This is a genomic window from Kocuria sabuli (assembly GCF_040981185.1).
GTDB classification, from domain to species: domain Bacteria; phylum Actinomycetota; class Actinomycetes; order Actinomycetales; family Micrococcaceae; genus Kocuria; species Kocuria sabuli.
The window spans coordinates 69,847-76,149 of the sequence record NZ_JAVHZE010000015.1 but is presented as its reverse complement, the minus strand read 5'-3'; the positions used below and the strand labels follow the sequence as shown (position 1 = coordinate 76,149).

The 6,303-nt window shown below is 65.5% G+C and carries 6 protein-coding genes; 4 read left to right on the top strand and 2 right to left on the bottom strand.

Going from position 1 to position 6,303, the window contains the following annotated elements:
- Positions 1–213 precede the first annotated feature (213 nt).
- The 4 genes from RE027_RS13935 to RE027_RS13920 all read left to right on the top strand — a co-directional run bounded on the left by RE027_RS13935 (position 214) and on the right by RE027_RS13920 (position 3,115).
- A complete protein-coding gene (locus tag RE027_RS13935; protein WP_368808873.1) occupies positions 214–636 on the top strand; it encodes a recombinase family protein in 423 nt (140 codons plus the stop codon).
- Complete coding sequence (locus RE027_RS13930; RefSeq protein ID WP_368808872.1) at positions 623–1,843, top strand: cysteine desulfurase family protein; 1,221 nt, start codon at positions 623–625, stop codon at positions 1,841–1,843. Before RE027_RS13935 ends, RE027_RS13930 begins: the two co-directional genes overlap by 14 nt.
- 273 nt (positions 1,844–2,116) lie before the next feature.
- Positions 2,117–2,587 (top strand): hypothetical protein, encoded by a 471-nt coding sequence (locus RE027_RS13925; RefSeq protein ID WP_368808871.1) that lies wholly within the window; start codon positions 2,117–2,119, stop codon positions 2,585–2,587.
- A 282-nt stretch (positions 2,588–2,869) separates the two neighbouring features.
- A complete protein-coding gene (locus tag RE027_RS13920; protein ID WP_368808870.1) occupies positions 2,870–3,115 on the top strand; it encodes a hypothetical protein in 246 nt (81 codons plus the stop codon).
- A gap of 85 nt (positions 3,116–3,200) precedes the next feature.
- Here RE027_RS13920 and RE027_RS13915 read toward each other — a convergent pair whose 3' ends face one another.
- Together RE027_RS13915 and RE027_RS13910 are read right to left on the bottom strand one after the other, a co-directional pair.
- Positions 3,201–4,334 (bottom strand): excalibur calcium-binding domain-containing protein, encoded by a 1,134-nt coding sequence (locus RE027_RS13915; RefSeq protein ID WP_368808869.1) that lies wholly within the window; start codon positions 4,332–4,334, stop codon positions 3,201–3,203.
- A gap of 494 nt (positions 4,335–4,828) precedes the next feature.
- Positions 4,829–6,190, bottom strand: a complete 1,362-nt coding sequence (locus RE027_RS13910; RefSeq protein WP_368808868.1) for a ParB N-terminal domain-containing protein — start codon at positions 6,188–6,190, stop codon at positions 4,829–4,831.
- Between the last annotated feature and the right edge of the window lie 113 nt (positions 6,191–6,303).

Below are 6,303 nucleotides of genomic sequence, written 5' to 3'. Positions count from 1 at the left end.
AGATGGCCGACGTCGTCGAGGACCTCAAGGAAGCCGGTCTGCGCGTGAGCAGGCGCATGGGGTACGTCCCCCGCGGCAGCTTTTAGCTTGTCATTCAACTCGGTGGATTCAACGGCTCGCCCCTCTGGCACCTCCTGATCGAGGTGTTGCGGTGACCGCTAGAACCAGACCCGTCGCATCTGCTCAGTATTCGTCCGGCGTCGACAGCTACGGGTGCTTAACCTTGGAGGGGCAGACGTGGACACCCACACTCCGGAGGGCTCGACAGTCTGCACCATGATGGCTGTTCTGGCGCAGATGGAGTCGAAGATCAAGGGCGAACGCATCACCGACTCCGTGGCCAAACGGAGGGCCGCCGGCAAGGACCTCGGTGGCCGTCGCCAGACCTTCACGGATCCCCAAATCCGCAATGTGGTGCGGCTGATCGAGTCCGGGGAGACGACCACCCAGGTCGCCCGGGATGTCGCGGGCCACCTTGTATTGGCGGATGCGAGGGCTCCCGCACTCGACAATCTGAGGCTCACTCGACTCCGGGAGCGGTGGCGCAGATATCAGCCGCCGTCACTTCACTCATGTGGTCGGCACGAGGTCAGGGGCCGTGTTTCCGCGTTACGGTGTTCCCATGGGCGTTGGTGAGGCTGCGGTGAGGTTGTTCTCTGAGACGTCTCAGGCGCTGGTGGATTCTGCGGTGTATCTGGATTACAACGCGACCACGCCTGTGGATCCTCGGGTAGTGGCGTCGCTGGTCCCGTACTTGAGCACGCATTTCGGCAATCCCTCCAGTGCGCACCTCTACGGCCGGCAGCCCCATACCGCTCTCGTCCGGGCCCGGGCTCAGGTGGCCGCCCTGATCGGGGCGTCCCCGGAGGAGATCCTGTTCACCGGCAGCGGGTCAGAAGCCGACGCCACGGCCATCCGCGGGGTGGTCACTGCTGCGACACGGTCCGGGCTCGGGCACCCGCACGTGATCACCCAGGTCACTGAGCACCCCGCGGTGCTGGCCGCCTGCGCCTACGCCCAGGTCCATCACGGGGCGGAGGTGACCGTGCTGGGCGTCGACGCCCAGGGGCTGGTCGATCCGCAGGACCTGCTGGCGGCGCTGCGCCCGGAGACGGTGCTGGTGTCGATCATGCACGCCAACAACGAGACCGGCGTCCTGCAGCCGGTGGCTGAACTGTTGCGCATCACTGGTGAGCACGGAGCGCTGTTCCATACGGATGCGGCCCAGAGCGTGGGCAAGATCCCGGTGGATGTCACCGAGCTCGGGGTGGACCTGCTGACCCTGGTCGGGCACAAGATCTATGCCCCCAAGGGCATCGCCGCCCTCTATGTCCGCCACGGGGTGGGACTGGATCCGCTCATCAGCGGCGGTGGCCAGGAGGGCGGTTACCGGGCCGGCACCGAGAACGTGCCCTACGCTGTGGCGCTGGGCACGGCAGCGCAACTGGCTGCTGCCGATCTGTCCGCCGGTGAGCCCGCGCGCCTGGAAGGGTTGCGGGACCGTCTGCACCGGGAGCTCCAGCAACGACTGCCCCACCGGGTGCACCTCAACAACGGGTTGGGGGTCCCACGCTTGCCGCAGACCCTCAACATCAGCATCGCGGGCACTTCGGGCCACGCTGTGCTCGCCGGGTGCCCGCAACTCGCGGCGTCCACCGGCTCGGCCTGCCACGCCGGGACCCATCAACCCTCCCCGGTGCTGAGCGCGATGGGATTCGCCCAGGAGCACGTGCTGGCAGCCCTGCGGCTAACGCTGGGGCGGTGGACCACCACGACCGACATCGTCATCGCCGCGGAAGCCATCGCCCACGCCGTACGCGGCCAGTCCAACAGCAACACCTAGGGGGCGCGGCGTGTGGCTTGCCGGGTGGTGCATCGGAGGGTGGTGGTGCCTCCTCGGCGCCAGCGGCACCAGCGTAGCCACTGCACAGCATCACGAGCTCTTCGAGGCCGTCCTCAGGATGTCTGCTCACTCCCGTTCGAGTTGAGTCCAGGCATATCAGAACTGCCTCCGGGCAGTAGTCCAATGACGGTCCAGCCGTTGCCGTTACCGGCCTTGTCAGGCGTTCAGGTCGCCGGATCTTCTCTTGGATGAGGCGGCCGGCGATCATAGGGCATGACCGATCGTGCCGATGAGGGGATCCCACAGTTCGTCACGTTCCAACCGTTGCGCCCTCGGATCGCCGTCGCGGTGGCCTTCCTCATCGTGCTGACGCTGGTGTTTGTTTCCCTGCCCGACGGGCCGTGGCACCTGACGATCGCACCTTTCTACGTGGTCGGCTCGCTGACCTACTGGATGGTGGTGAACCGGACGGTCGTCATCAGGTTGGAGGAGCAGGCTGTGGACATCCGGCTGGGGTGGCGCAGGACCAGAATCTCGTACGAACGGATCACCGAGGTGGCCGCCGGGCCGCGTACCGCGGGGTGGCAGACCGGCCGGCGCCTGATGGATGACGGGTCCACCGGTTACCTGTTGGGCGGATCCAGCGTGCGTATCATCACCATGGAGGAAGCGGTGGTGGTCTCGGTCGAGGATCCGCACTCAGTGGTCGGGGCGATTCAGCGACGGCTTAAGGGCGTTGCCTAGGAGCGGGCAGCAGATGCGGAGTAGACCGAGGTCGAACCGTGCGCGGATGGCTCCTGGTCCCCGGACAAGGCATGGATCAGAAGCACCCCGAAGCTGGGACTGCCGCACGATCAGGTGACGTCCGATCTGGGTTGCTCATGGGGGTGGGCCAGTCGGGCCCCGAGGTGCGGCCCTGCAGCCGCGGGCCAGACTCGCCACACGGTGTGGCGCACCGGGGCCGGTGCTGGTGGTTTAGCTACGCTCGAGCTCACCAGCAGTCCACCCCAGTAGAGGAGCGTGCCCGTGTCTGTGGAGATCGCTGAGGACGGTACTGTCGTGGCCGCCGGCCACCCGGTCGACTACGCCACCGTCTACACCTGGGCCGTGGACAACCCCGAGATGATCACCGCCCTGGTACAGGACACCAAAGCCTTCGTCACGGTCGTCGCCGCAGCGGAGGCCGCCCCGGTCGAGCAGCAGCAGGTGGCGGTGCGTGAGGCGTTCACCGCGGGGCGACCCCAGCAACCCGGGGTTTCCTGGACCCCTTGAGCACCGGCTGGTGGCGTGGAAGCTCCCGCCCTCCTGAGCCCGCAGAGGTGTGGAGTGGGGGGGCTTTCGCGCGGGTAGCCGCCTGCTACTCGCAGGCGACCCCGTCGCCGTCGCGGTCCAGCTTCGGGGCGTAGCCGGGGGAGCCGCGGTAGATCGGGGCGGCACCGGCGGCCCTAGCCTCGGTGCAGTTGGCCCATCCGCCGGCCGGAACACCCGGGACCGCCGGTGCCGGTGCTACGGGATCCGGGGCGGGCGCGGGCGCCTCCTCGACCGGGGCAGGTGCGGGGGCTATGGGCTCCGGGGCGGGCGCAGGCGCCTCCTCTGCCGGCGCCGGGGCGTTGGCGGCGATGTCCCCGATGGCCACGGTCGCGTCGGTCGGCAGCTCCTGGTCTTCGCAGTCGGTGAGCACCTGGGTCATCGCGGTCTTCTCGGGGGCGGTGACCCACAGGTCGTCCTTGGCTTTCACTGCGATCTGGATGGCGACGAACTCGCAGCGGAAGCTTTCGTTGGGGGGAAGCCACGCAACGGCGGCCTTGTCGGACTTGGCTTGGTTGGTGGGTCCGTCCACGGCCAGCAGGTTCAGCGGATCATTGGCCAGCTCCACCCGCTGGTGTTGGGTGAGGTTGCGGGCGCCGGTGATCCAGGCGTTGCCCAGGGCCACGACGTGGTCGATCTGGACCTCGGAGGAGGTGGCCGGTCCGCGGACGAAGGTGATCGTGGCCCCGGTGTAGGGGTCCGGGTCCAGGACCCCGGCGTCGACCCGGCACCCGTCGGTGGAGACGACGTCGTCGAGGTCACGGGCCAGGATCTCTTGGCGGGTGTCGGCGCAGTTGCCGTCGGCGTCGATCCAGGAGCCGAAGAGCCCTTCACGGTCGTAGTCGGACATGGTGCCCCGGGCGGCGACCGTCAGCCCGTTGAGCGCGGTCAGCGCCTCGGAAGAGGCGACCAGCGTCGCCGGCGGCGGCGTCTGAGCCGGCGTGGTGGTGGGGGTCTCGGCCGCAGCGCTGGGAGCCGCCGGGGAGGAGGCAGGGGAGGACGCCGCGGGGGAAGAGGCCGCAGGTGGGGAGGTCGTCGGGCTTGCCGCAACCGCGGGGTTGGTGCCCGGTTCGGCCGGGGTGCTGGAGCAGCCGGTGAGCAGGGCCATGGCCATGGCCGCCGAGGTCCAGGCCGCAGCGCTGCGGCCGCGGACGTGGCGGGGCGAAGAAGGGGGGAAGGTCATATCGCTCCTGGGGGAGGGGGCGGGGCTGTTTCGAGAGCAGACAAGGGCCGGCCGGCGTCGGGGATGGGGGTGGTTCATATCTTTCTACCGGTCGGTCACCAATGCGAATAGCTGGTGGATGTGACGACCGGACCCGCGACCTGGTGGGCGGTGCACGGTGGAGATGCCCCGCGCTGTTCAGAACTCGGTCCACCCTGGAATGGACCCCGTCGAGCATGGGAAACGTCCTGATTTCCGTTGACGCTCTGAGCCGCCCCGTGGCTGCGGTGTTGCCGGGGGGCAATCGACGGCCTGTTGTTGCCGTGACGGTCGGAATCCGCCGTTCCGCCATGGCTTCGTTTAGGCCAGCACCAGACTCGCCTGGGCGGCTGAAGTTCATAGCATGCTGCTGGTGCTTGCCATCACTCGCGCCAACTGCTGTCGGAGGCGTCAAGGGACCCAGCTGTGGAACAAGACAAGAGATCCAGATGTGGAACAAGATGTGGGTCGCGGGGTTAGCTAGGACGCCAAATACCGCGAATTAGTCCGATGTCTGGCGTGAAGCCTTTCCAGCGAACTGGTTCCTTCTGTTCGTCGGATGCGCTCCAGTCGTTGACGGGTTGCAGTTCGCGAATCAAGAAGGTGAGGACTTTGAACTGTTGGGAGGGCGATCGATCTTCCAAGCGGGAATTATGCTCCAGGGATATGCGGCGGGCCGCTGCCAAGCGGTGGTTCCCGTCTAGCACTAGCCGCTTTGTCTTACCGCTTTTCGTGTCGATGCATAGGTCGTAGGCGAGCACACAGATTGTGGGTGAGGGCAGCTTCTCTAGCACATGTCGCAGATTGTCAACATTGGTGGTGCGCATGCCCTGAGGCAGACTGCCGTGCAGAAGTGGGTCCGGCCATCGCGGGGTGGAGTCATCAGCCTCTAGCTTGTCGTATCGTGCCCGCTCGTTGAGGTCGCGGCCCAGGACGTTGACGGGCTTTGGCTGACCGTCGGTTCCTTGCCCCACGTACCAAGGCGCCAACCATTCGTCGGTTGCTGCGGCATTGACGAGCTCAACTTCGCAACAAAGTTTCTCTGCATTTCTGCGTAGCATCTCCCAGTCGTGCATGACGGTCAGCTCGTATTTGTACAGTGTCTCGAAACGCTTGAGACGGTAAAGGATTTCATCCTTGTCTGATCGATGGCCCTGGTGTCGCCGGGAGTATGGCAACTTTGTTTTGTCCCAGACGGCGGTGAGGCGACGGCTGCCCTGGAAAGGCAGATCTTTTTCGGCGTCTTTGCGCAAGGCGCGACCGAGTAGCTCAATGAAACCAACGTGGTCCGCGGCGGACGCGAGATTGGCATCTTTTAGGTGGCCTGAGTCTGCGAAGGCCAATCGATCTATGTCATCCACAACGGCCGCGGTCCCCTTGCACAACCGTGTCCAGACCGAACGCGCTAGGTTGCCGGAGTGCAGGAATGTTGAGAAGGCGAGATCGATGTAGGCGTCGATGACTGACTTCACGAGGTCCTCCTTCACATTCACGGTGTCCGTCTTCTTGGCCTCCGTTGCTGACGGATAGTGTTGCAAGGCTGCCCGTGCGTCCGCTGCCACCCGCAATGCCGATGACTCTGACCCCGATAGGCTGCGGGCGCTGTTCATTGCCAACAGCCCGCTGGATGTAAGGAGTTCTGCATTGGCCACCGCCTCAGCGCGTCTCTGCGCGTTACTATTAATGAGCTGGGATAAAATAAAAAAGTAGACGCTGAGTATAATTGATATTATCAGGGCTCCCCAGTCAGCAGTGGTCCAGTTCTCCGGAGCTGCCCGGCTTGCGTTGACTGCGACCAAAAATGCGCCGAGAAGAAGCAGGACGAGCACTATCTTCATGGTGACTGGCTTAAGGTGCTGTCCCGTGCCGCTCACTGTGCCATCCACCCTTCCCGTCTGCAGATGCAAAGTATCTTGGCCAGAGCCTACTCGGACAATGGAGGCGATAGCTT